21 protein-coding genes and 1 pseudogene are annotated in these 21,266 nt (G+C 57.6%); 7 read left to right on the forward strand and 15 right to left on the reverse strand.

All coding sequences use genetic code 11. The features are described 5' to 3' along the window. The first annotated feature begins 81 nt into the window (after positions 1 to 81). Positions 82 to 1,269: an amidohydrolase family protein gene (locus RLW41_RS04800; RefSeq protein ID WP_414463716.1), complete on the forward strand. Its 1,188-nt coding sequence runs from the start codon at positions 82 to 84 to the stop codon at positions 1,267 to 1,269. 95 nt (positions 1,270 to 1,364) lie between these two features. On the opposite strand, the gene RLW41_RS04805 is transcribed toward RLW41_RS04800, so the two are convergent. Beyond that, positions 1,365 to 1,931, reverse strand: coding sequence for an amino acid synthesis family protein (locus RLW41_RS04805; RefSeq protein ID WP_414463717.1), 567 nt, complete (start codon positions 1,929 to 1,931; stop codon positions 1,365 to 1,367). A gap of 134 nt (positions 1,932 to 2,065) precedes the next feature. Between RLW41_RS04805 and RLW41_RS04810 the strand changes: the two genes are divergently transcribed. Beyond that, the gene (locus RLW41_RS04810) at positions 2,066 to 2,740 is read left to right on the forward strand and encodes a hypothetical protein (protein ID WP_414463718.1); all 675 of its coding nucleotides are present in this window, start codon (positions 2,066 to 2,068) and stop codon (positions 2,738 to 2,740) included. A 70-nt stretch (positions 2,741 to 2,810) separates the two neighbouring features. Here RLW41_RS04810 and RLW41_RS04815 read toward each other — a convergent pair whose 3' ends face one another. The 12 genes from RLW41_RS04815 to RLW41_RS04870 all read right to left on the reverse strand — a co-directional run bounded on the left by RLW41_RS04815 (position 2,811) and on the right by RLW41_RS04870 (position 15,906). Further along, the gene (locus tag RLW41_RS04815; protein ID WP_414463719.1) at positions 2,811 to 3,611 is read right to left on the reverse strand and encodes an ABC transporter ATP-binding protein; all 801 of its coding nucleotides are present in this window, start codon (positions 3,609 to 3,611) and stop codon (positions 2,811 to 2,813) included. Between the two features lie 49 nt (positions 3,612 to 3,660). After that, positions 3,661 to 4,695 carry an ABC transporter substrate-binding protein gene (locus RLW41_RS04820; RefSeq protein ID WP_414463720.1) on the reverse strand — a complete coding sequence of 345 codons (1,035 nt, stop codon included), beginning with the start codon at positions 4,693 to 4,695 and terminating at the stop codon, positions 3,661 to 3,663. 51 nt (positions 4,696 to 4,746) lie between these two features. Then, on the reverse strand, positions 4,747 to 5,589 hold the full coding sequence (locus RLW41_RS04825) for an ABC transporter permease (RefSeq protein WP_414463721.1): 843 nt from the start codon (positions 5,587 to 5,589) through the stop codon (positions 4,747 to 4,749). Between the two features lie 27 nt (positions 5,590 to 5,616). Beyond that, complete coding sequence (locus tag RLW41_RS04830) at positions 5,617 to 5,952, reverse strand: Rieske (2Fe-2S) protein (RefSeq protein WP_414463722.1); 336 nt, start codon at positions 5,950 to 5,952, stop codon at positions 5,617 to 5,619. 51 nt (positions 5,953 to 6,003) lie between these two features. Continuing rightward, a complete protein-coding gene (locus RLW41_RS04835) occupies positions 6,004 to 7,518 on the reverse strand; it encodes an amidohydrolase family protein (RefSeq protein ID WP_414463723.1) in 1,515 nt (504 codons plus the stop codon). Positions 7,519 to 7,763: 245 nt separating this feature from the next. Next, the gene (locus RLW41_RS04840; protein ID WP_414463724.1) at positions 7,764 to 9,224 is read right to left on the reverse strand and encodes an aldehyde dehydrogenase family protein; all 1,461 of its coding nucleotides are present in this window, start codon (positions 9,222 to 9,224) and stop codon (positions 7,764 to 7,766) included. Between the two features lie 34 nt (positions 9,225 to 9,258). Further along, on the reverse strand, positions 9,259 to 11,007 hold the full coding sequence (locus RLW41_RS04845; RefSeq protein ID WP_414463725.1) for a thiamine pyrophosphate-requiring protein: 1,749 nt from the start codon (positions 11,005 to 11,007) through the stop codon (positions 9,259 to 9,261). A 2-nt stretch (positions 11,008 to 11,009) separates the two neighbouring features. Further along, entirely contained in the window at positions 11,010 to 11,945 is a 936-nt protein-coding gene (locus RLW41_RS04850) for a hypothetical protein (RefSeq protein ID WP_414463726.1), read from the reverse strand. Beyond that, positions 11,942 to 12,865 carry a polysaccharide deacetylase family protein gene (locus RLW41_RS04855; RefSeq protein ID WP_414463727.1) on the reverse strand — a complete coding sequence of 308 codons (924 nt, stop codon included), beginning with the start codon at positions 12,863 to 12,865 and terminating at the stop codon, positions 11,942 to 11,944. The genes RLW41_RS04850 and RLW41_RS04855 overlap by 4 nt, the downstream gene beginning before the upstream one ends. Beyond that, complete coding sequence (locus RLW41_RS04860) at positions 12,862 to 14,028, reverse strand: Gfo/Idh/MocA family protein (protein ID WP_414463728.1); 1,167 nt, start codon at positions 14,026 to 14,028, stop codon at positions 12,862 to 12,864. Before RLW41_RS04860 ends, RLW41_RS04855 begins: the two co-directional genes overlap by 4 nt. A gap of 37 nt (positions 14,029 to 14,065) precedes the next feature. Continuing rightward, the gene (locus RLW41_RS04865; RefSeq protein ID WP_414463729.1) at positions 14,066 to 14,569 is read right to left on the reverse strand and encodes an aromatic-ring-hydroxylating dioxygenase subunit beta; all 504 of its coding nucleotides are present in this window, start codon (positions 14,567 to 14,569) and stop codon (positions 14,066 to 14,068) included. Positions 14,570 to 14,601: 32 nt separating this feature from the next. Next, complete coding sequence (locus RLW41_RS04870; protein ID WP_414463730.1) at positions 14,602 to 15,906, reverse strand: aromatic ring-hydroxylating oxygenase subunit alpha; 1,305 nt, start codon at positions 15,904 to 15,906, stop codon at positions 14,602 to 14,604. A 206-nt stretch (positions 15,907 to 16,112) separates the two neighbouring features. Between RLW41_RS04870 and RLW41_RS04875 the strand changes: the two are divergent. Next, positions 16,113 to 16,727, forward strand: a pseudogene (locus tag RLW41_RS04875) (GntR family transcriptional regulator); the annotation flags it as partial. A 100-nt stretch (positions 16,728 to 16,827) separates the two neighbouring features. Here the strand turns inward: RLW41_RS04875 and RLW41_RS04880 are convergent. Then, the gene (locus tag RLW41_RS04880) at positions 16,828 to 17,505 is read right to left on the reverse strand and encodes a GntR family transcriptional regulator (protein ID WP_414463731.1); all 678 of its coding nucleotides are present in this window, start codon (positions 17,503 to 17,505) and stop codon (positions 16,828 to 16,830) included. A gap of 228 nt (positions 17,506 to 17,733) precedes the next feature. Between RLW41_RS04880 and RLW41_RS04885 the strand changes: the two genes are divergently transcribed. Together RLW41_RS04885 and RLW41_RS04890 are read left to right on the forward strand one after the other, a co-directional pair. Then, entirely contained in the window at positions 17,734 to 18,954 is a 1,221-nt protein-coding gene (locus tag RLW41_RS04885; RefSeq protein WP_414463732.1) for an NAD(P)/FAD-dependent oxidoreductase, read from the forward strand. A gap of 47 nt (positions 18,955 to 19,001) precedes the next feature. Continuing rightward, positions 19,002 to 19,328, forward strand: coding sequence for a non-heme iron oxygenase ferredoxin subunit (locus RLW41_RS04890; RefSeq protein ID WP_414463733.1), 327 nt, complete (start codon positions 19,002 to 19,004; stop codon positions 19,326 to 19,328). A 21-nt stretch (positions 19,329 to 19,349) separates the two neighbouring features. On the opposite strand, the gene RLW41_RS04895 is transcribed toward RLW41_RS04890, so the two are convergent. Beyond that, positions 19,350 to 19,784, reverse strand: coding sequence for a MarR family winged helix-turn-helix transcriptional regulator (locus RLW41_RS04895; protein WP_414463734.1), 435 nt, complete (start codon positions 19,782 to 19,784; stop codon positions 19,350 to 19,352). Between the two features lie 236 nt (positions 19,785 to 20,020). Here RLW41_RS04895 and RLW41_RS04900 point away from each other — a divergent pair, with 236 nt between their 5' ends. Next, positions 20,021 to 20,755, forward strand: a complete 735-nt coding sequence (locus RLW41_RS04900; protein ID WP_414463735.1) for an FAD-dependent oxidoreductase — start codon at positions 20,021 to 20,023, stop codon at positions 20,753 to 20,755. Further along, positions 20,752 to 21,246: an FAD-dependent oxidoreductase gene (locus RLW41_RS04905; protein ID WP_414463736.1), complete on the forward strand. Its 495-nt coding sequence runs from the start codon at positions 20,752 to 20,754 to the stop codon at positions 21,244 to 21,246. The genes RLW41_RS04900 and RLW41_RS04905 overlap by 4 nt, the downstream gene beginning before the upstream one ends. Positions 21,247 to 21,266: the final 20 nt, after the last annotated feature.

Below are 21,266 nucleotides of genomic sequence, written 5' to 3' on the forward strand. Positions count from 1 at the left end.
GACATTTAGGGAAAATAAGTCGGTCACGGAACGGACCAACGGATTTGAGAAACACGCATAAAGAACGGCGGAAATAGCTTCATGAAAGTATCCATCTTCAATATCGGTAAGATCCTGACCGGCGACATTGCCTCACCCGCAATCGCCGGCGATGTCATCCTCGTGGACGACGGCAAAATAACTTCCGTGGGATCGGGGCAGGTCGCCGACAGTGATGTCGCCATTGATGCGGGAGGCATGATGGCGATGCCGGGATTGATCGATTCTCACGTCCACATCACCTTCGGGGATTACACACCTCGCCAAAAGACCGTGGGCTTTCTGGAGAGCTATACCCACGGCGGCGTAACAACGAGCATCAGCGCCTCCGAAGTTCATGTGCCCGGCCGTCCCCGCGATCCCGATGGCGTGAAAGCCCTTGCTATCGCCGCGCGGAAATCCTTCGATAAGTTCCGCCCCGGCGGAATGCGCGTCCATGCCGGGGCTGTAATCATCGAGCCGGGTTTGACGAGCGCCGATTTTGCGGAGTTGGCTCGGAACGGGGTATGGCTTGCCAAAGCCGGGTTTGGTGCGTTTGCGACGCCCTACGATTACGCTCCTTACATTCGACTCGCGAAGGACCAGAACATGGTCACGATGGTCCACACGGGCGGTTCGTCCATTCCTGGATCTTCAGGAATTTGGGCGGATCACCTCATCAAGATGCAGCCCGACGTGTCCTTCCACGTCAATGGTGGCCCGATCGCTATGCCGGACAGAGACTTCCCCCGTCTCGTCCACGAGAGCGATGTCGCGATGCAGGTCTGCACGGCGGGTAATCTGCGCACGACGCTGCTGGTTGCTGAGTTGCTTGAAGACGTCGATCGTCTGGACCGGCTTCTCATCGCGACAGATACGCCTACCGGGAGCGGGATCATGCCATTGGGCATGATGTATACGATGAGCCATTTGGCGTCGCTTGGACACGTCGCGCCGGAAATCGCTATCGCGATGGCGACGGGCAACAACGCAAAAACGTATCGGCTGAACTCTGGCACTATCGCAGAAGGGAAGGACGCCGACATCGTGCTCGTGGATGCTTGCCTCGGCGGCTCGCAAAATGACGCGCTTTCCGCCTTATGCAATGGCGACATCATGGGAATTGGCGCCGTCGTAACCGACGGCATACCGCGCTTCGTTGGCCGCAGCCGAAACACTCCGGAAACAGTGCGAAAGGCGCGAGTCGCAGAGTGTCGCATCCAACAGACCTTCAGTGGCGAAAGCCACTGAAGGTCTGCGACGCCATCCCCCCGGAAGCAGTGATGAAGGGTCGGTTCCCGGCTCGGCGGCCGACCATAGTTTACCGAAAATGGTGTGGCGAACGCTTAGGCAAACTGGGGCTTGCGTAGCGCGGACTTGGAGTCTTCAAACGTCAATCCGCCCACGCGGGCGTTGAGGCGGCCGCGATTCGCAAGACAGAAGATGAGCGCAATCTCATCCGGCAACGGGGAATCGGCCAGGACGAGCGACATGCCGTTATAGTGCGACCGCACATAGACGTCGGTTATCGCGTTCATTGGAATATCAATAAGCGAGCCGGGCGCGGCGACTTTGGTCATGGATGAAATCCAGGCCGGCGCATCCCCGATCAATTCGCGGAAAGGCGTAGCGAAGGTCGTCGTCAACAGCGCGTTCGCATGCTCCTGCTCGCCCGACAAGCCGACGATGCCCCCCTTGCCGTAGCTCTCAACTTCATAGGATCCAAACGCTTCGATCGCACGTTTTGCCATCTCTGCGCCGATCGAGCTGCTCACCGTAACCAGAGGGCTTAGGTCTTCGACATAGCGCCCAACAAACGGGTTCTCCACGACGGCAATAACGGCCAATTTTCGAAGGGGCGGATTTGCAGCTTTGCCGGCTTCCTCAAACTTGTCTTCGATGACCGTGCTCATTCGCCTGATGTTCAGCTGCATTGTCCATTCTCTCGCTATCGTCTTACTCACAGATTGTTTGACAACCTAGTGAATTGGGCGGAATTTGGCGAGCCACATTCGTGCTGTCAAGCAATACCTCGGAGAGAATTCTGATGTCCCAAGTGCCTACGATCCTCTTTTCTGAAATGACACCGCCGGAGGATCGCGAAGACCGCTTCAATCGTTGGTATGACGAACATCACATCCCGCTCCGCATGGGAGCTCCCGGATTTACGAGCGCTCAACGCTATCGTGATGGCAACGAAAGAAACTACCTCGCCGTCTATGAAATGTCGTCGCCGGATGTCTTACAGACACCGGAATACAAGGAGATCAAAGGCAAGCCTTCGGCAGAGACAAAGGAGATGCTCGGCGCGGTGACTGGTTTTACGCGCTATCTCGCAGAGCAAATCGGGTCACGTTCAAACAGCAATGATGATTTCATCGACTCTCCGGTTCTCTATCCCGTGTTCTTTTACGTGCCGGAGGAACGCCAGTCGGATTTCGATTCCTGGTACGATCAGGATCATATTCCCCTTCTGATGCAGGACAGCCGGTGGCTCGGCGTTCGTCGCTTCGAGATCTTTGATGGCGAGCCCGGTCAGTATAATCGTCTGGCGCTGCATTACCTCGCCGATCGATCGGTTCTGGAGTCGGACGCGCGCAAACAGGCCCGCGAGACACCATGGCGGAACCGACTTGCACAGGAGCCTTGGTTCAAAGGCCACTATCTTGTGTTTGATCGCCTTGGCGATCGCTTCCGCAGAGAGACGGACGCTAAGCCATAGCAAAAGAGGTCGCTGGTCATTTAGGCCAGCGACCTCGCTTTAGCGATTTACGCGCTTCAGGTAGATGCCATTAAGCGACAACGATCTCTGATTTGAAATACTGCCAGAGTGCAGCGTAAGCTTCGTCAAACCCGGGCTCAAGGTAGATCTCGAAGACGTTGCGCGGCCGCGCCAGCGGCACTTCATAAATCTGCTTCACGCGCCCGGGGCGCCGGGTCATGACGATAATCTGATCTGATAATGTTATAGCTTCGACGAGGTCGTGGGTGATGAAAAGCATTGTGCTTTTCTTCTCTTTCCAGAGTTCGAGCAGCTCGTGATGCAACGTCATCCGAGTCTGAGCGTCCAACGCCCCGAAAGGCTCATCGAATAGAACGACATTCGGCTCGTAGATGAGCGTGCGCACAATCGAGACACGCTTTTGCATTCCGCCTGAGAGCTGCGAGGGATAGTGGTTTTCGAACCCGGACAATCCAACGAGCTTCAGCCAGCGATGCGCCTTCTCGCGACGCTCTTCCTTCGGAACGCCACGCACGATGAGAGGGAACTCGACATTGGCGAGCGCTGTGAGCCAAGGGAACAGATTGCTGTCTTGTGTGACAAAGCCCACCTGCGTATTTAGCCGGTTGACGACAGCGCCGTCGTGGAGAACCTGACCGCCCGACGCGGGCACCATGCCGGCCGCCAAGCGCAGCAACGTGGTCTTGCCGCAACCTGAAGGACCGACAACCGTTGTTACCTTGCCATCGAGTACGTCGAAATTGACTTTATCGATTGCGGGAACAGCGTGCTGGCCGCTTCCGAAGATCAAGCTCACGTCTTTAAAGGTGAGGGCCACATCATTTTGACCCGAGACGTTTCTGTTCAGCATTGGCGTAATCCATCTCGGCTCGAAAATGACTGATCCATCGTGGCGGGGCCTAGCTCAGGAACTGGTTTGTCCAGAACTGTCCTTCAGCGATGGGGGGTTTTTTGGAGATCATGCCGGTCGCGAGAGCGGCTGCGAAATTGTTTTCCCACATCGCTTGCGTCATCAGACAGCCGGGCGTGTAAGCCTTTTGATCGCGCAGGATTGCCCGCTTCAGGATCTTCGCGTCGACCTTATTGTTATAGACCGGCATCAGAATATTGACGGCAGCCTCAACGTCTTTGTGGATCGTCTCATTCGCATCCTTGATCGAATGTACGATGCGCCGGACCAGTTCCGGATTTTTACTGGCCGTTTCCGGCAACACTGATAGGACGGTGTACGCGAACTCGCGAAACTCCGGCACGTCGTGTCCAAAATTGATGAACAGCGAACCGAAGCCCTCTTCCGTAACCTCATCTGCCTCCGGGGCATCTCCGACGGTGACATCCACCTGCTTGGTACGTAAAGCTGCCATTCTTGTCGCTCCAAAGCCAGTCGCAAGAATGGTGACGTCTCTCTCAGGATCTATGTCGACCTTGCGAAGTGCGTAGCGTAAGTATTGCGCTGGCCCCCCGCCAATGGTCGCCACTCCAATTCGTGCCCCTTTGAAAGACTTCAACCGCTCTTCAATCGGGCTTTCCAAAGATTTGCCCGTTTTAGCAAGCCAATCCTTATGGGCGGTCGCCTGAAGCGCGAGAGACCCCGTGAATACCGCAACGGCTTGGGTTTTGATCCCCTTGTCCCAACTGATCACGGGATCGGACGAAGCGACAGCGGCGAAGGCGCTCTCTCCGTTGGTCAGAGCGGCCATCGCAAGTGGGCCGCCGTGCACCTGGCTCACCTCGGCCGTAAGGCCGTTTTTCTTCCAGGTCCCCAATGCATCTGCGAGAAAGATCGCCGCAAAAGAAAGTCCGGGAGCCGAATAGACGCCGTGTGCTGCCAATGCGCCGGCGGCGGCGAAAACTTTAGAGATGTATGTATTTGGCAAAGCAAGCGAGGCCACGACGGTTGCCCCGCTTTTGATGAATAGGCGACGTTCAAGCATAACTCTCTCCCCCAACGACTGATGTAAGAAATGGCAAGGAATGGGTGATCATCAGATGTTGAGCGCCTGCGGGCCGACTTTGCGCCACTGCATGATGCGCCGCTCAATACGCGTCAGTACGACGTTCACGGCGAAGACGATGCTGACCAACAGGATGATGCCCGAAAACAATGAGGGCACATCATAGGTTTGCGAAGCGTAGAGAATGAAGAAGCCTAGTCCCTCGTTGGCGCCGATGTATTCGCCGATCACGGCGCCGATGACGGCGTAAGGAACGGCCGTCTTAAGTCCGATAAATATCTGCGGGGCCGCGGCCGGAAGAACGACGCGCCAGAGGGTATGTGTCCAGGAGGCGCCCATGAGACGCGCTAGACGAACAAACTCCTCGTTCACGCCGAGAAGGCCCGAGTAGGTGTTGAAGAACACGAGGAAGAAGGAGGATAGCAGGACCACGGCGATCTTCGACGCGATTCCCAATCCAAGCCAAACGATGAAAACCGGCGCCAGCGCGATTTTTGGAATGCTGTAAAGCGCCATGATGTAGGGTTGAAGCACCGCCGAGAGAAAGGGAGAACGGCCAAGTACAAAGCCGAGCAGAAGACCGAGCGCGGCTCCGAGGACGTAACCCGAAACGATTTCAGTCAGCGTCACATAGATGTGCCGGTAAATTGTCGTGCCGCTCAAAAGCACGATAAGTCGCTGCCCGATGATCGTCGGACGGCTGAAATAGGGGAGCGACGCGTCAGATACACCGAATTGCCAAATGGCAAGGATCGCGACGAGTATTCCGAACTGCACCAGATGGATGGTGAGGCTACGGTTCATGCGGCGGCGACGCACGCTGATTTCCTCACGCGCAATGGCGGCATTCTGTTTTACGTCGACGACCGTCATCTCACTATCCCTGCAAACGTTTGACGATCACGCGTTGACCGGCCGTGCGTACAAAGTTTGGCCATCCTGCCTCACCTCGAAGACCTTTATTTTGAAGCCCGGACAGTTGACGCCCTTTCCATCCGACAGCTTGAAGGTGAAGACGTGCAAGGGACAACGAACCATGGTGTCGTTGGCAGTGAGTTCGCCGTTCAGCATGGTCGCCTGCATATGGGGGCAACCTCGTTGCGTTCCGCGAAAGCCGTCTTTGGTCCGAAATATGACTATTCCTTCACCTTCGAAGTTGGCGCGCGCCGGAAAGGTAGCGGTTTCAGGATCGAGACCTTTGAGCGCTTGCCAGGAGTATTCAGTCATCGTTGTCATTCTTGAGCCGTCCAGATGGGTTGTCGTCGCGGTGCGAAAGGTGCGTCGATGTTACGCCGCCATGTGCGGGCGCTTGCCGGCCATTTCGGCCATTCTCGACAAGGCGAGCGGCCGCTCGATACGCATCAAGAAAAGGCCGATCTGCATGGTAAATTTGCTATCGACGAAGGAGTCGTAAACCGCGCGCAGAGCTTCGCGGAGCGGAAGATCATTCTCTTCTCGCACGCGGTGGAAAAGAGCCTGAAGTTCTAGCGCCTTTGGAATGTCGAGCCTTTCCGCAGAGGAGAGCTCCCAATCGACGTTCGACAGCGCCCCGCCGAGACTGCCGAGAAAGGCACGCTGACGATCCGAAAGCGCGGCGCCGGCCTCGGGAATATGGTCTTCTGCGATTTGAAGAAACCAATTGGCTTCATTCTGTCCGAGATCCATATCCACATCGAAGCGCTTGCCGTTTTTGAAGGTCATTTTGGGCACAAAGCGCTTATTGGCGGTGCGCGTCTGCGTGAAGCAGTCGCTGAGTTCGAATTGGCCTTCTTCGATTTCGAACACAGTAACGTCGGCGGGCTTTCCGACAGATAGATCTCCGGCACGATCCGTCAGGGAGATGGCCTTGGCCGAATTGATCGTTACCGCTTCAATAATCTGCTTCAGCGGCATACCGAGATGCATCATGATGCTCAGTACGTTGGCGAGCGATTTTGCGGGTCGCACGACATTGAACTGTTGGAGATCTGAGCTGATCGTATGGGGAACGATTCCCTGCGCGAAGGCCTTCTCGGCGACGTCCCAAGAGAAATTATAGCCGCCAAAACCGAGATCGAAAATCACGCCACGCTCCAGCGCATCCTTGACGACCGGCATGATCTTGCCGTTCTCGTCGATAATTTGACCAAGATTTCCGTGGTAGATGTGGGTGATCATGTCACCCTTCTCGGCAATTCGGAACGCCTCATAGGCGAGCACCGGGTCGGGCGTTTGAAGCTGGAACTCACCGATGTGCATATAAAGCGGTACGCCCAGAATCTGGGCCAGCCCCTTGGTCACGTTCAACGTGCCAGGACCGTAATCGCCCATGGCATTGCATTTGATGTAGCGGATGCGATCCTTGTGCTGTTTCGCCGTATCCACCCAGCGCGTGATCGGCACATCACCCAGCGTGCGCACATCGCCTTCGATGAAGTTCAGGCCGAGCAATCCCAACGGACGGATAAAGGGACCGACGTAAAGGTCAGTCTCGAGATCGGTCATCAACGCAAAGAATTCATCGAGGGTGCCAATGCCCGGCCCACCGGCTTCGACGAAAGACGTGACGCCGTGGTAAACGCCGACGGTATCCGGGTCGGCGAAGCCCAGCGTGCCGTACGCGTGGACATGCATATCGATCCAGCCCGGCGTGACGTATTTTCCCTTGAGATCAATGATGGATGCATTTTCGGCGTCGAGCGCGTCGCCTACTGCCGCGATGCGACCATCGTGGATCATGATGTCGGTAATCCGATCGATGCCGTTTGCCGGATCGATCACGTGAGCTCCCTTGAGCACTGTCGTTTCTAGTATCGCGGTCATAGTAAGCTCCAGACGATCTGACGATCTTTATGCACAGTGAAACATCACTGCCATTTTTTAGTCAACCCGCGAACTGATCCCCTTTGGAATTATTTTTGATCAGGTTCTAGTTTTTGAGCAGGAACGCCAAAGGCTGAGCGCGCTTTTGCGCGATAATGGGAACTAGACGTGATGCAATGCCGACAACGCGTGGGCGGCGCCGCGTGATCTCGCTGAACTTGTTGGAGGCGGCCCGACGAGCGGGCCTAGTCTGCAATAGTCAAAGTCTGGAGCTGCAGGTACTCGCCGATCCCTTCCAGCGCTGCCTTGCGACCGATGCCGCTCTGCTTGATGCCGCCGTAGGGCGCTCTTCTGTTGATGCTCGAGATTCCGTGACTGTTGATAAACACGGTTCCCGCCTCAAGCCGTTTGGCGATGTCGATGGCGCGATCCATGTTGCGTCCCCAAACCGATGCGCCAAGCCCGAAATGCGTGTTGTTCGAGCGTTGAACGATCTCGTCGACATCATTGAAGCCGCTAATGGGAATGATAGGGCAGAACTGTTCGTCCGCCATGAGCGGAGCATCGTCAGGAAGATTGTTCACCATGGCAGGTTGCACAAAATAGCCACGCGAAAAATCGGCGGAAATATCAGCGGAGCCAAGCGTTACGATATCAGCGCCACGTCCTTTGCAATCGGCCAAAAGGCCGGCGGCGCGGTCGACACCTGCTTGCGTGTGCATGGGGCCCATGGAAGTACGGGCTTCCAGTCCGTGGCCGAGGACAATGCGATCGGCTACGTGCTGGAACGTGTCAACGAACCGGTCTTTAATCTCATCGGCGACGTAGATCCGTTTGATGGCCATGCACACTTGGCCTGAGCTTTGAAAAATCCCGCCGACCATTTTCCGGAGCGTCTCTTCCGAGAGATCAGCGTCCACCAACACGATCGCCGGATCGTTGCCACCCAGCTCAAGCGTAACGCCTTTGATGGTGCCTGCCGCCTTCGCCATGATGTATTGCGCGGACTTGATGCTGCCGGTGAAGCCAATTTTGCCGACATCAGGATGCGTCGTTAGCCTGTCGCCGATCTCCGCGGGCAGACCGGTGACGACGTTGAGTGTTCCGGCAGGGAGCAAGTCCGCAAAAAGCTCTATCGTTCTGATGAGCGTCAGTGGACAGCTTTCCGGGGGCTTCAGCACAACGGAATTGCCCGCGAGCAAGGCCGGAATAATCTGCAGCATCGCGAGCGTTACGGGCGCGTTCCAGGGAACAATGGACACAACGACGCCGAACGGGATGTGACGGACAAGCGTCGTGCCGCGATCAAACGACGAGCTTCGGCCCTGTTCGAGCGTTCCGGCCAATTCCAAAGTCAGGCGCTGATTTACGGCTATTGTGCCCAGCTCCGCGCGCGCCTCGGCGAGAGTGCGGCCGTTCTCGCGGACGTAGAGGATGGCGCGCGCTTCGAAGTCGCGGTCGAGTCGCTCCAAAACCTGCGACAGTACAGCCGCTCTTTCTCTGAAACCGATTTTCGCCCAGCCCGGCTGTGCCGCTTTTGCCGCTGCTATCGCCTCATCGACTTCTGCCACTGAACCACGCGTTGCGGTTCCGACGAGCTCATCGAAGCGAGCCGGGTCGCGCACCTCCAGCTCGCGGTTACCGGGGCGCCACTCGCCGCCGATCAAAAGGCCGGCATGCACAGGCTCAAAATGCCGAGAGGTCATATGTTGGCTTTCCCGCAAAGCTTCGATCTGCGCTTTAGAGCTTGTTTGTGCATGCGTGCAGCAAGGCACTCCGACCGCCGCGCACGGCCGCTAGGCATCGCGCAATCGCGGCTTTGGTTTGCGCCGGATCGGTAAGCCGCTCGCCATAACCGCCAGCCGCCTCGACGACTTTCGTGAAATCCATTTCAGATGCGAGGATTGCCTGGAAGCTGTCGTGCGCGTTGGCGATGCCGTCGGGATAGACGCGTTGGACCGATTGCTTGACAGCCGACCAGCCGGCGTTGTCGAGGACGATCGTGAATATCGGAAGTCCGTATTGCTTCGACACGGCGAAAACGGCAGACGGATTGTTGAAATAAAACGTGCCGTCTCCGACGATCTGAACGACAGCATTGTCTCGCCGCGCAAGTTTTACGCCGAGGGCAAGGCCGCCAGAGGCCCCGAGTCCGCCGCCGGGGTTACTGATCATTGTCCCCGACAGAGGCCGGCGAATCTGCATAGCCGGAACGGACTGGCGCGTGACGGCTTCATTAATAACGAGGTCGTCCTCTTCCAGGAACTCGCCGAGGGCGGCGCAGATATAGTGAGGATTGATAAGGTTCTGAGATCCCGGGTCCGCCGCGAGCTTGGCGAAGCCTTGCTCTCTCGCGTGTTGCGCCTCTTTTAGCGCTGCGAACCGCTTCGTCGCCTCGAACTTGAATTTCGGAGTTGCCCTCTTGCGAAGAGCGTTGAGGAGTTGGGCTAAAATTCTTGCGCTACGACCCTCTAGGCGCAAATTGGCTGGAAACGGCCACATCGGGGACGCGGGCTTCAGCACGTCGACGTCGATTTGGGCCCAATAAGTTCCAGGATTGTCCTTATAGACCGAAGGGAGCCATGGGACCTCGACGTCGACGAGCAAACCGACATCCACTTTCTCCAATTCGGTGGGCTGGAAACCGCCGAATCCCGGGAACGTCCAGGATATGTTGTTGACCGATAGGTAGTCGATCACGCGGATACCGGCGAACGCCGCAAGTTCGGCAATGATGGCCGACGCTTCCGGATCACGTCCGGCGTATTGGGTAATCAATATGGGATTTTCGGCGGCTAGAAGCCGAACAGACAGTTCTGCAATAAGATCCGGGTCGGCACCTGCGGGCGATGTCGTGCCAAAGCGCTCGGCAGGATACGAATGAACTTCGCTTTCTTTCCACTCGTCGGCCAAGACTTCGCGCGGGAGCATCAGATACGCCGGGCCTTTCGGCTCGCTCTCCATTATGGATGAGGCTCGGCGCAGAACCTGCTTTGCGATGACGCCCGATGGCAGAGTGTATTCCCACTTGACGTAGGGACGGACGAGGCTGCCTTGGTCATTTGGCTGCTGGACGAAATGCACGTAAGTATCCCGCGACCCGGTCAACTCGCCGAAGCTCGTAAATGGAGCGGTGCCCGCCATCAGCAGCACGGGCAGGCGTGTGCGCAACAGGTTGTGAAGGCCCATAGCGGCGTTAGCCGTTCCGGCGTCCACATGAACGAGGACACCTTGGCCGCGTCCCGTCAGCAGCGCGTAGCCGCCCGCCATGTGAACAGCCGTATTCTCGTGAGGGCAAAGAATGACCGAAGGCATCTTTCTGCCTTCGGCTTGCCACGCCGCCATCTCTTCGATGATAGGCGCGTGATCCGTTCCGAGATTGCAGAACAGATACTCGATGCCGATCTCATTCAGCCCTTCGAGAAAGTAATATGCGGTGCTGTGGCGAGCGTCGTTCGCGACACTTTCCGATATGAGCTGTGCTTCCATGTTCACGCCTTTGGGACCGGTTCCGAGTTTATGGATTGATAGGCTTCGAAGATCTCGCGCCCCGTGGCGACCCAAAAGGGGCCTTGATCGAGAAGGCCGTCGAGCATCCTCTCGAATGCCGCAATACGGTGGGGGTAGCCGACGATCCAAGGAGATACGGAGAGCGACAGAATTCGTGCACCGTCGGCGGTTTCTGCTCGCAAACGGCGCGCGGCATCGAGGACCATCGTTGTGTAGTCCTCGATCGTACGATCATGCTCCACCATCACCTTGCGGTCGGAAAGCTCGTAGGTAAGCGGCATGGCAACAAGGCTGCCGTTGGCGGTGCGGACTTCGTAAGGAACGTCATCATTGACCCAATCGGCGACATACTTGACGCCTTCGCCTGCTAGTAGCTCCATCGTGTGCATTGATTGTGAGTAGCCGGGCGAATGCCATCCGATGATGTCGCGACCGCTCCGGCGCAAGCAGCCAAGGGCGCTCCTGATGATGGCAAGCTCTGCATCCTTATCGACGCCGCTGTGGTGAAGCGTGCCCATGTCGGCGCCCGCACACATGATCTCCCATCGGCGTTCCAGAAGACCATCGAGAAGGCGGGACAAGCGGGGCGCCACCTTAGCGTTGATCGCAGCGGTTGCCCGAAAGCCGTGCCGGTCGAGAGCCTTGATGATGCGATAAACTCCGATGCGAAGACCGTAGTCGCGCGCTGCGTAGCCCCAGAAGTCCGGATAGGGACGGTCGAGAGCGCCGGTTGCCCGAAACGGCGCGTTGCCGCCGCTCATCGGAAAGAATTCGAGCGGGATCGTGATCCATAGGGCGAGTTGTGCGGTGCCGGGCCACCTCAGCTGGCGCCTCGTGTTCGCACTTCGAAAAGGAAACCACATGTGGTCGAGCCCCGGGCGCCGCGCCGGATACTGCAGGTATTCATTGCCGATCATTGGCTGAGATCCCCGCACGGTGCGAGAGCCGCGGGATAGCTTGTCCGGTAATAATGATCGGCGATCTCGCTTCCCGTCGCGAACCACACGTGTTCGCGCTTTTTGATATGCGTAAGGACGTCGTCCAGTGCCGCGATCCTATGCGGTTGGCCGACGATGTAGGGATGCAGTGGAATGCAAAAGACCGTTCCGCTTTCCTCCCCTTCGAGATAGAGGCGATCGAAAGCATCCTTCAGCATCTGCGCCCAGCTTGCGGGCGTGTAGCCGCGCATGCCCATCACGCGGATATCATTTATCTCACTCGAATACGGAAGACTGATGAGCCGGCCCTCACGCACGCAAATCGGTGTTGGCTGGTCGTCGTGGACCATGTCAATGGCGTAATCGATGCCGAACTCGGGAAGGAGATCGAGGAAATCTTCCGTGCTACTCACCGCGGGAGACAGCCAACCTCTGACAGGCACACCTGAAAAAGTGTGAATGGTATCGACACTGTCCCGGATAAGGGCGCGGACTTGGCGCTCATCCATGCCGTAAATCCACCGTGTGTTGTAAATCCCATGGGCAAAAAGCTCCCAGTCGCGATCGAGGCAGGCATTAACAACGTCCGGGAGATGATCGCAGACAGCAGCGTTGAGCGAAACCGAAGCACGGATATCGTGCCGATCAAGCGTCTCGAATACGCGCCAGACACCAACGCGATTGCCATAATCGCGCAATGAATAGGCCAAGGTGTCCGGAACGGGACGGCCCCAGGGTGGCCTGACCGGCCCCGTCGGCGGATCGAGCTCGTAAAACTCGATATTAGGCACGACCCAGACGGCAATGCGTGCCGCGTTTGGCCAGGAAATCCTCGCCCGTTCGGGAAAGGGTATGTCAACATAGCGTTTCGGCTCGTGCAGCATCGAATGACCCGTCACGCCATGACTCTGGTTTTCTCGAGCTCGATGCGGGACGACGTGCTCGCCGAGCGCTCGATGGCGAGCAGCGCCGCGACCGTGTCGCGGCCCCATCGAGCGTCCTGCACGTAAGCCTTTCTCTCGCGAACCGCACTCCACAGAGCATCAAGCGCGTCGCCTTGCCCGGGACGTCCTCGGCCTCGCGGAACAGCGACACGCTCCGTGCCATTGCCGCCGTGGATGAGAATTCCATCGGCAGACAATCGAATATCCCCATGCTCGCACGTTACGATCGTCACTCCGAAATGCGGTAGAAACGGCTGCTCGACAGGCAGGTTGCGCGCCCCGTATGCCAACCCCTGGATCGCGCTTTCGTCCCGATGCCTTGCGCCCTTGTTGCGCAGGAACGCGTGGCCGCCGCTTTTCAGCGTTCCGCCTTCCGCGACGTTCTGATGAAACTCATCGCTATCGAAATAGCCGTATCCATTATAGGTCAGCGAAGCGACGGCGCCCCCCTCGAATTCGAGAAAGGCCATTGCCGCTCCATCCGTGCTCAGATCAGGGTCCAGACGGTCGGCGTGGGCACGCAACGCCGTAATTGGTTCGCCCACGAGCAAGCGGACAATCTCAATCTGGTGCGCCACCTGATTGAAGACGACCCCGCCACCCAGCGCACGATTGGCTTCGTCCGGCCCGTGCGGCCGATACACATAGTCGGTGTAGTTGAAGGTCAGAACCATGGCGACGCGGCCAAGATCGCCCGACGCAATGATCTCGCGCATTTTCCGCACATTCGGATCAAAGCCGTGGCTGTGCCCGACAATCAGGACGCGCTTTGTCCGCACTGCCGCCTCCACGACTCGATCGCAGTCTTCCACCGTTAGGGCCAGCGGTTTCTCCACCAGCACATGCTTGCCGCTCTCAAGCGCCTTGATGGCTTGTTCCGCATGGAAGCGATGGGGCGATGCGATATAGATCACCTCGACATCCGGGTCGGCGCACAGACCGTCGAAATCGGGATAGGTGCGCGCGCCGAAATCACGCGCAAAGGCATCCCTGGGCGCGGCTGCGGGATCCATGCCCGCCACAAGCGCAAAAGCAGGATGCACTGCTGCCGCACGTATCATGAACGCACCGGCAAGCCCGAGACCCGCAATGCCGAGCCTTATCTGGTCCGTATCCATTTGGCATTTATCCGGCGGCAAAACTGGATTGCCGTGTCTAAAGAATGGTGGTCAACGCCCCGTCAAAGAGGATGGCCTGATCAAGAACAACCTCGCGTTGGGCGACGCGCAGACCATCGGAAGTCATTCGAAGGACGTCTGATCGGTGACCAACATAGAACCCGCCTTGCGGAACGTTGCCGCGCGCGCGGTGGGCCATGACATAGGAACTGACCTTCAAGATGTGATCGGAGCCCACACCCAGGATTTCGATGTTTGAAACCAAGCGCCGAGAAAGGGAAGGTGGATTTTCCGCTCTCGACAGGCGCGGGTTTCTGATCTGATCAATGCGCTGGCCGAGCTCGGACCGCCCTTCATCGATCAACGCGTAGGAGACGGGCTTCGCGCCGGCCTCGCGCATTTCCTGGGCGCAGACGACGTAGCGAATGTCATCCGTCAGCATAGCGAACCACGCCTCGTAATCCCGACTATCGAGAGTGCGTGCTTCCCGAAACAGAAACCGCTCGACGTTCTTGAGAACGCGAAAATCTTCGTCCGTCATCGCGCAATCAGCAATAACCACTGTGATGTTCCCTAAGCGATCGGTTCCATGAGCTGTCCCCAGCGGCGCATAAATTCGAGCTGTGCCACCTCGGTATCGGCAGGCCTGAATACCTTGCATGGCCCCTGATGGGCCTCGTCCGGATTGTTGAGGTAGGGGAGAGCGGTATGGAAACTGTAGGGAAATTGGCGAGCGATCGTGTTGTCGCTAGCGAGTGTTGCGGACGCCCAAAGTTCGACATCGTCCTGCTCGAAGACGCCGGCTGCACCAAAATTATGGAAGCCCTTGCGGAGCACGTTGCTCTTATATTCAGGCGTTGCTTCCCGTTCTGCGAGGATCCAGCTGCGAATCTCCATCTCCGTGCCACTGACCGGCTGCCATTGGCGCATGATCACCGCCTTTTCGGCGGGCCCCACCTGCGTTTCAATGAAGGAGAGATTGGGAAAGATGGTGCCGACGATCACGCGGAGCCTATTGAGCATCTCCATTTGACCTGGCTGCAGCGTTTCACGGTAGATTTGATCGAGGTCTTTTGGATGAGTTTGATAAGCTTCCTCAGGTAAGCCCGGAGCCAAATAAGTCAGCGTGCAACCGTGACCGCGCTCATCGACCACCTGGAAGCTATTCTCGGCTGCGGTCGCAAAGCCCGAGCGAGCCGCGCGAACGGGGTCGAGGGTGAGCGGCCCAACGTGCGTGGTTAGGATATGCTGGGCGTCGCCAACGAAGTTGAGCGCTCCAACTTTCCAATTGCACTTGGCGCGCCATCGATGCGGGGGCGCCAACACCTCCATGCCGCCCGGCGAACGCGACAGAAATGGATCCAGGTACCAAGCAAAATCGCCGATATAGGAAGCGACCGGAACAATGTCGGCATCCCAAGCGCCGAAGATCAGACCTTTGTAGACTTCGAGACGCGGAACCTTGGGCAAGCCCAGCGCCGACATGTCGACATCTTTCGGAAGATGCTTGTCGAAGGTCGTGGTTAGCAGCGCGCCCGTCTGATCATAGGTCCAACCATGATAAGGACAGACGAAATTGCGGGCGTTTCCCGAATCGGCCCTGCAGACCTGCGCGCCGCGATGACGGCAACTGTTCAAGAATGCCTGGAGCTTGCCCTGTCGGTCCCGGGCAACCACGACCTCGGCGATCCCTAGTTTGCGAACGACATAGTCGCCAGGCGCGGGGATCTCCGTCTCATGCGCAAGAAACCCCCACGTCTTGTTGAAAATCTTTTCTAGTTCAGTGTGGTAGATGCCGTCATCGACGAACACATCGCGACTGACCTCGCCCTTCTGGACATCAACCCATTTCGATCCAGCGACCGGATAAACTGTCATTTATAAGCCTGTGGTATTTCACTGTGCGGGCACGTTATGTCAATCGCGCCTCCAAAGCAAGCGAGCTTATGTGCGCTCCAAAGTTCTCAACGTCGCGTGCTAGAGTTCAGACCTTGCGAACGATATATGTTCGGACGCGAAGTCGGGTTTTCCATCGCTTATTGCTCTGCGGAGAGCCCGGAATGATTCATCGACAGGCCCCAATGATGGTTCGACAGAGAGCAGCAAAGGCGACGCGGGCGAACTTGCGCGAACTCGCTTACAAGAGCATTCTGGATTTGATCGCCACCCAACGACTAAAGCCCGGCGACTATATCAATGAGCGTTCTCTCTCTAAAGACCTTGGCATCGGCCGCACGCCAACGCACCAAGCCTTGGAGCAACTGACGCACGACAAGCTTGTCCAATTCATTCCGGGTCGGGGGTCGATCGTTCGAGCTATTGGCCCGCGCGAAGTGCTCGACATAACCGAAGTACGCTCAGCCAATGAGGAGCTTTGCGCGCGTTTGGCCGCGCGCTACGCAACAAAAGGCGATATCGATGAATTAGACGACATCTCGGTCCGTGCGCAGCACTCGGCGGCGATGAGGAACGTCGAACGCCTCTTACTCCTCGATCGCTCGTTGCACGCAAGCCTCGCCCGGATATCGCGGAATCTCCTGCTTCAGGACATTCTTTCCAATCTCCATGCGAGATCGCTTGGCTATTGGTTCGTTGTCCCAGGAACGCCGATGCGCCTCGAACAAATCGCTGCCGAACACGCGGCCATTGTCGAGGCGATCAAACGCGGCGACGCGGAGGCCGCCTCAGAGGCAATGCGTCGTCACATCGAATCGTTCCGATTAGCCGTCGAAGGCGCTTTCACGGGGAGTGACGGCACTCTGCCTTCAGCAGCGCCCTCCCAGTCACGCGCGAAGAATTCTACAGGTTCCGAGCTACGCTCTCGCGAAACGCCTCGATATGCGCCCGCATCACCGCCTCAGCCGCGTCGGGATCGCGGCGCTCAATCGCGTCAATCAAAGCCTCATGCTGGTCCTGGAAAGAGACGTGATGATCGCTTTTGAACGATATGAACCAAAATCGTAGCGACTGCTCGTGCAGACGCAGCAATATATCGCTGAGTTCGCTATTCTTCGCAGCCTCGGCGAGCGCAATGTGAAAATCCCGGTCAAGGGACATAAGCGCGGTTATATCGTGCTTTGCAATTGCGGAACGCGCACGCTTGGCGATTTGCTGAAGCGCGCGGATATCATCGTCGCTTGCCCGCTGGGCCGCAAGACGTGCACAGAAACACTCGTTGGCGACACGGACCTCGATCATCTGCATCACGGCCGACAGGATCACCGGCTTAACGATGATGCCCTTTCGCGGCATCACCTCGATCATGCCCTCAAGCCGCAAACGGTCGAGCGCTTGATGAACCGGGGTGCGACCGACACCAATGGCGTCGGCGACCAAAGATTCATTGATGCATTCCCCTGGGGGGTAGACGCAGGTAATGATCTTGTTCTTGATCGTCTCGTAGGCCTTGTCGCGCAACGAAATATGCGGCTTGTTGCGGTCGCGCCTCGCAGCCTTCGCGGGTGCCCTTCTAGCCATTTGAATCATCGTGGTCTTTGCCCTCTTGCCTGAAAATATCACAGGCACATGCCCAAAAATATTACATGTCCAGACGACACAAAGCAACGCGCGATCTGGAGTTCTTTAAGTGCCAGTGATATTTCACATTGACGACCCAGTGGTCTTCCTCTAGGTGTGCGTGCATCGGCGGGTTTGTTGCGCGTAAGTCTGCCGGAATCATCAATGCAATTTAAGGCGAGGAGACGGGTGAGCGACGATTCCATCATCATCGTCGGCGCCGGCCAGGCCGGCGGATGCGCTGCCGCTGCCTTGCGTGACGCAGGTTACACCGGCCGTATCACCCTGATCGGCAAAGAAGTCCATTTGCCCTATGAGCGACCGCCACTGTCGAAGGGTGTGCTATCCGGAGACGTAGCTCTCGATACCGTATTCCTGCGAACACGCGACTGGTACGACAACACCCGCATTGATGTCCGACTCGGGACAGGAGTTGTCGAAATCGACCGCGATGACAAGCGGGTCGTTGCTGAGGATGGCCGGTCATTCCGGTACGATAAGCTCCTTATAACAACCGGCTCACGCGCGCGGCGGCTCGCGCTTCCCGGAAGTGCCGATTCCGATATCATCTATTTACGGGGTATTGACGACACTTTCAGTCTCAGGAATCGACTGAAGCGTGGGAAAAAACTTGCGATTATCGGAGCCGGCTTCATCGGTCTGGAAATCGCCGCAACGGCGGTCACGGTGGGTTGCGACGTCGAAGTTTTTGAAGTTGCCTCCGGCCCCTTAGGCCGCGTCATGCCGGACGCGATCGGAAATGTCGTCCTCAGCAAACATGCCGACCGTGGTGTTCGTTTTCGCTTTCGCGCAGCGGTCGTCGCAGTCGACCGGAAGGACGCTAGGGTTGTCCTCCGTCTTGCCGATGGAGAGACCGTCGAAGCGGATACGGTCATTGCCGGCATCGGGGCGGTTCCCAACGACGAATTGGCGTCCCGGGCGGGGCTTACCGTTTCTAACGGTATCGTTGTCGATGAATTTGGAAGGACGAGCGATCCCGCAATTTTCGCGGCCGGCGATGTGACGCGCCATTACAATCCACTCTTAAAGCGGCAGATCCGCTTGGAAGCCTGGCAGAATGCGCAGAACCAGGCCATCGCTGTCGCCAACGTAATGGTTGGGGGAACGGCCCCCTTTGCGGAGGTGCCTTGGCTTTGGAGTGATCAATTCGACATGAATCTGCAGGTCGCCGGCCATCCGATCGAATGGGATGAACTTGTATGGCGCGGAGAACCGGAAGAGAAGCAATCGATCGCATTTCAACTTCTGGGCGGCGTGCCGGTCGGAGCCATCGCGATCAATAACGCGCGCGATATGCGTTTTGCGCGCCAGTTGATTGCAAAGGGCCAGGGGGTCAACGCGGCACTTTTGGCCGACCGGACATACAAAATTCAAGAACTCTGCAAGTAGCCCTTCGCGGCCTCGCGAGTGATGCGCAACGAGGAGACCGAACGTACATGACCGAGACCAAGACGGAGCGATGGACATCCGTTGCCAAGAAATCTGCCATCGAGCCGGGCACGATATTGGGCCTCAAGATCGAAGACCGTGATATCGCGGTCTATAATGTCGACGGGGCGATCTATGCGTCGAACAATATCTGCACGCATGCCCATGCTTTCATGAGCGACGGCTGGCTCGAGGGAGACGTTCTCGAATGCCCGCTCCATGGCGGCCGGTTCGAGGCCAAAACCGGCCGCGGGATGGGCGCGCCGATCATCTGCGATCTCAAGCTCTACCCGGTGCGCGTCGAAGGCGATGATATCCTCGTCGATCTCTCGTGAATCGATGGCGATGGCACTCATTCATGTGAGATTGTCGCGAATTTTCGCGAGCGCACGCCGAAGGGCCTTTTCCTCCCGCTGGGTCAGCCCGGTGAGAAGGCGTCGGTTGAATAGCTCCGCCTCGACTTGGAGACGGCGACAAAGATCCCTTCCTTCGCGCGTCAACCAGATGATGTTCTTGCGCCCATCGTTTTTAGACGATTCACGCGTCACCAAACGATATCGCTCAAGGTCATTCAAGGCCTTCGCGGTCGTTGATCCGCGCATCCTTGCCTGGTTGGCGATTTCCTGCTGGGTGATCCCATCGCGGGTCTCGAGAACCCTCAAAAACGGCGTGAGACCGGCCGCGATGCCAAGCGTCGCGGCGCGGAGCGCGAACTCCCGGGCGATGTGGCGTTCCACATCCCAGATCATGAGGCCGATTTGCTGATCGAAAATCGAAGGAGACTTCGCCACGCGCTTATTCCATTGAAGACTACGAATACGGCCCGTGGCCTTACCATGCCGACACACGGAGAAAGAAGCGGCCATGGTGCTTTTCTCGGCCGATACTATTCGATGGCTAACGAACGAACGTTATTTGGAGAAGGGGTGGGCGCTGAGAATGGGCTTCGGCGCCTCGCTTCTCTTGCAAGGCTCAGGGGCCGCCGGTCGGCCCGTGCGACACGGTAGGAAATCTGGAGTTACGTGCGATGATAGGAAAGACTGTGCTCATCGCTGGCGGCGGCCCCGTCGGCCTGTTCTGCGCGCTGATACTGGGACGACGCGGCGTCGATGTGCGCCTTTTCGATCTCAATGACGAATTGCAGCTTGACCCCCGCGCGGCGACGACCCATCCCGCGACGTTGGAGGTTTTAGCCAAAGAGGGGTTGGTGGATGAGATGCGCGATGTCGGTCTCGTAGCTCCCATCTTTCAATTCTGGGATCGCGTCACTGGCGACCTCGTCGCGGAATTCGACCATGCGGTCCTGAAAGCGGATACAGAGTTCGCTTACGTCGTGCAGTGTGAGCAATTCAAGACGACCGCCATTTTCCTGGCGCATCTGAGAAAGCTTCCCAACGTCGAGGTCAATTTCGGACACGAGGTGCTCGGTCTTGAGCAGAACGCGGATTCAGTAACGATCACCGCCCGCGTCAACGGCGTCGAGAAGAAGATGAGAGGGGATTATTTGATCGGCGCCGATGGAGGGCGTAGCGCGGTCCGAAAGGCGTGCGGCATTGAGTTTGCGGGTTTCACCTATCCTGAGCGGTTTCTCGTCATCACGACGCCCTTTGATTTCGAAGAACAGCGCGGGTATTGTGTACGGAGTTATTTCGCGATCCCGAAGAGTGGTGCAACTGCTTCAAAGTTGCAGGAGATGGCCCGCCGGGCCTTTGGCGCGCGGTGTTTCCCGCCGATCCCACCATCGATCCAAAGATTATTTTGAGTGATATCGCCGTTCAGTCCAGGCTTCAGAAATTCTTTCCCTCCCCTCGCCCTTACGAGATCGTCCATCGCAACATCTATACGATACACCAGCGCGTCGCGACGACATTCCGGCAAGGGCGCGTCCTGCTCGCTGGCGATTCGGCCCATATCAACAACTCTATCGGTGGCATGGGCCTCAACGGCGGTCTGCAAGACGCAGCCAATCTCTCTGAGAAGCTACTGGCTGTCTTGAATGGTGAGCCCAACGAACTTCTGTCCTTGTACTCTTTGCAGCGTCGGACGGTTTCGATCGAGTTCGTCCAGGCCCAAACCATCGCCAACAAGAAGCGCTTGGAGGCCAAGGATCCCGAGGAACGCAAGCGCGTGTTTCAGTCCCTGCAAGCCGATGCGAGCGATCCTGTCGCCGCGCGAGGCTTCCTGATGAAGACGAGCATGCTGGCGATGCAGCAACGAGCGGCGTCGATCACCCTCGACGAAGTGGCCGCATAGCTGCCGTCGCTTCGTTCCAG

It is taken from the genome of Hyphomicrobium sp. DY-1, assembly GCF_047497105.1.
GTDB lineage: Bacteria > Pseudomonadota > Alphaproteobacteria > Rhizobiales > Hyphomicrobiaceae > Hyphomicrobium_B.